Source organism: Bradyrhizobium sp. (assembly GCF_049691595.1).
Lineage (GTDB): Bacteria > Pseudomonadota > Alphaproteobacteria > Rhizobiales > Xanthobacteraceae > Bradyrhizobium.
Map to the genome: position 1 here is coordinate 1 of NZ_JBAVNZ010000084.1, position 3,585 is coordinate 3,585.

The window sequence follows — 3,585 nt, forward strand, 5'->3', positions numbered from 1 at the left end:
AAGCGGGGGCGGCACCCGCCAACGCGCCGGCCGAACCGCCGAAGGCGGACTAGTTCTTGCCTGGCGCTATGGTGAGGGAGCCGGAAAAGCTCGCCAGCATCGATGGCTGGCCTGAACTCGATGGCCAAGTCATGCCGATGGCAATGATGGACGCATTGGTGAGCACAGACAGTCTCGCCATTTCCATCGGCGGTGCTTTCGAATCCAGAAAATGCATGCGGATGGCGGCAAAGCCTTGATGCGTCGTCCGCTCGCTTGACCTCATCGTGTAATGCGCTTGCGCGCGCAGATTATCCAACGTGCTGTCGAGTATTTTGTCGGCTGAAAGGGATTTGAGAGCCTGTTCGGGGTATTGCGTCCCGCTCAGCGAAAATGTGCGGTCGCCTTGCGAACACATCAGCGACGTAAGAAGGATTTCCTCGCCGGCCTCGGTTTTTCCCACCACTTGCTTGAACCGCTTCGGCTTGCAGGGGAAATCGGCGGCGATCCGCAGTTTTCCGAGGATCATGTCGTTTGTTTCCGCCTGGACGGCTGGCGTCGACAAGCCAATCAACAATGCGAGGCCAGCGGCCCTTGAACTGCACAGCATCCTCGATCCGGTCATGAGCTTTTCCATGCGTCTGCCCGTGCGGCCTGTTGCCAGTACAAATTGCGTGGCATGAAGCCAAGGCAAAATCGCGGCCGAAATCCATATTTCCATGCGGCGCTGCGAAGCCCGTAGCCCGTAGGCGGATTGGAGCCGACCCCGTCCGCCGTAGCTCAACGAACGAAGGCGGAAGGCGTCATCCACCGTTCATGGCCAACCGCTCCGCGACCATTGGCGTTCACCGAAATCTCTGCTCGCCAATCGCGCGCGCGGCGAACAGCGGCACAGCGCGTAGGATGGGTTGAGCCCTTCGCGAAACCCATCATCGTCTATGAACGGCAATTGATGGGTATCGCTTCGCTCCACCCATCTACGCGCTGTACCTGTATGCTCGTGTGAGCATTCTATGTGCATCCTTGCACACGAGACCGCGGGTGCAGCAAGCACCCGGCATTCCCTGCGCTCTCCTTTCAGAAGGGCGGAAATTCCTGCAAAGGCTCGGGCGCCTCGCGCCGCGAGATCGCGAATGCATGTTGTGCTCACCGTCATTGCGAGGAGCACTTGCGACGAAGCGATCTACACTTTCTTTGTGGCAAGATGGATTGCTTCGCTTACGCTCGCAATGACGGGGAAACTACAACGGCGCCGTGCTCTCGCCCTGCGCGCTCGACAGTTTCGAGACCAGGGAAGCGACGACGATGACCACCGCGATCAGCGCAATCACCAGGGTGCAGATCGCGTTGATCTCCGGCTTCACGCCCAGCCGCACTTCCGAATAGATGCGGATCGGCAGCGTCGCCGAGCCCGGACCGGTGGTGAAGCTCGCGATCACGACATCGTCGAGCGAGAGCGTGAACGCCAGCATCCAGCCCGCCGCGATCGCGGGAATGATCAGCGGCAGCGTCACGAGCAGGAACGCGCGCACCGGGTCGCAGCCAAGATCCATCGCGGCTTCCTCGAGGCTGCGATCGAGCGAGCTAAGCCGCGACTGCACCACGACGGTGACGAAGCACAGGGTCAGCGTGGTGTGCGCGATCGTCACGGTCCAGAAGCCGCGCCCGGCGTCGAGTCCCACGAACAGCAACAGCAGCGACAGCCCCGAAATCACTTCGGGCATCACCAGCGGCGAATACAGCATGCCGGAAAACAGCGCGCGGCCCTTGAAGCGCTCGCCGCGCGCCAGCGCGATCGCCGCGAGCGTGCCGAGCAGCGTCGCCAGCGTGGCCGACACCGCTGCGACCCAAAAGCTCATCCAGGCCGCGTCCAGCATCGCGCGGTCGCTGAAGAACTCGGCGTACCAGCGCAGCGACCAGCCGCCCCACACCGTCACCAGCCGCGAGGCGTTGAACGAATAGATCACGAGAATGACGATCGGCAGGTACAGGAACGCCAGCCCCAGCGCCAGCGAGGTGATGTTGAAGCGCGAGATTCGGTTCACCCGGCCCGCCATCAGCCCGCGCTTTCCAACTGCCGGCGCTGCAGCCGGTCATACAGCAAAAGCGGCGGCACCAGCAGAACCAGCAGCGCGACCGCGGCGGCGGACGCCACCGGCCAGTCCTTGTTGGTGAAGAATTCCAGCCACAGCGTCTGCCCGATCATCAGCGAATTGGAGCCCGCCAGGAGATCGGGAATGACGAATTCGCCGACGATGGGAATGAAGCACAGCAAGGCCCCCGCCGCGACGCCCGGCAGAGACAGCGGAAACGTCACCAGCCAGAATGCCTGAAGCGGCGCGGCGCCGAGATCGTTGGCCGCCTCCAGCAGCGCCGGATCCATTTTCGCAAGCGTCGCGTAGAGCGGCAGGATCATGAACGGCAGATAGGAATAGACCATGCCGAGATACATCGCGCTGTCGGTCGACAGCCACACCACCGGCACGGCGACCAGATGCAGCACGAGCAGGATCTTGTTGAGCAGCCCGTCATGCTGCAAAATGTTGATCCAGGCATAGATGCGGATCAGGAACGAGGTCCAGAACGGCACGATCACCAGCATCATCGCCACGCCCTGCCATTTCAGTGGCAGCCGCGCCATGCCATAGGCGATGGGATAGCCGATCGCGAGCAGCATCGCGGTCGACGCCACGGCGACCGTGAGGCTGCGCAGATAGGACAGGATGTAGAGCTGGTCGGAGACCAGCAGCCGGAAATTATCCAGCGACAGTTCTGCGAGCGCCGCCTTGATCGCGGCCAACCCCTCGCTGACATCGAACACCGGCGTATAGGGCGGCTGCGCGATCGCGGTCTGCGACAGGCTGATCTTCAGCACGAAGCCGAACGGCACCAGGAAGAACAGCACCATCCACAGATAGGGCGCGATCGCGGCAAGGCGCGCCGGCCGCGCGAAGATGCGGCGCGTGCTCATCGCGCCAGCACCACGCAGTCGTCAGGCGTGAACCACGCCACCACGCGCTGGCCCGCGCTGAGGGCATCGCGATCGAGCCGCGCGGTGTTGGCCATCGACGCGCGCACCACCGCGCCGGTGTCGAGCTTGACCTTGTAGGTGGTCAGACCGCCGAGATAGCCGACATCGGTGACCACGCCTTCCAGCCGGTTGATCGCCTGCGCGCTCGCCGCGTCCGATACCGGGCCGCGGCGCGACAGTTTTAGTTTTTCAGGCCGGATCGCGACACTGATGATCTCCCTGGCGACCGGCGGCTCAGGCTCCGCCACGGCGAGTGTTCCGGCATCGCGCGTCGACACCGTCAGGCGTCCATGCTCGCTGGAGACCACCTGCCCGTCGAACAGATTGATGTCGCCGACGAACTCGGCGACCCAGCGCGACTGCGGCGCCTCGTAGAGCTCGCGCGGGGTCGCGACCTGTTGGAGACGGCCGGCGTCCATCACGCCGATCCGGCCAGCCATTGTCATCGCCTCCTCCTGGTCATGGGTGACGATGATGAAAGTCATGCCGAGACGCCGCTGCAACTCCATCAGCTCGATCTGCGTGCTTTCGCGCAATTTCTTGTCCAGCGCCGCCAGCGGCTCGTCGAGCAGCAG

4 protein-coding genes are annotated in these 3,585 nt (G+C 63.3%); all 4 read right to left on the reverse strand.

What is annotated here, in order from left to right; translation table 11 throughout:
* Positions 1 to 49: 49 nt before the first annotated feature.
* Entirely contained in the window at positions 50 to 616 is a 567-nt protein-coding gene (locus WCE35_RS04065) for a hypothetical protein (RefSeq protein WP_424592060.1), read from the reverse strand.
* Between the two features lie 604 nt (positions 617 to 1,220).
* Positions 1,221 to 2,036, reverse strand: a complete 816-nt coding sequence (locus tag WCE35_RS04070; RefSeq protein ID WP_424592061.1) for an ABC transporter permease — start codon at positions 2,034 to 2,036, stop codon at positions 1,221 to 1,223.
* Positions 2,036 to 2,950, reverse strand: a complete 915-nt coding sequence (locus tag WCE35_RS04075; protein WP_424592062.1) for an ABC transporter permease — start codon at positions 2,948 to 2,950, stop codon at positions 2,036 to 2,038. The genes WCE35_RS04070 and WCE35_RS04075 overlap by 1 nt, the downstream gene beginning before the upstream one ends.
* Positions 2,947 to 3,585: ABC transporter ATP-binding protein (locus WCE35_RS04080; RefSeq protein ID WP_424592063.1), on the reverse strand; the 639-nt coding region annotated here is incomplete at its 5' end. The genes WCE35_RS04075 and WCE35_RS04080, both read right to left, overlap by 4 nt.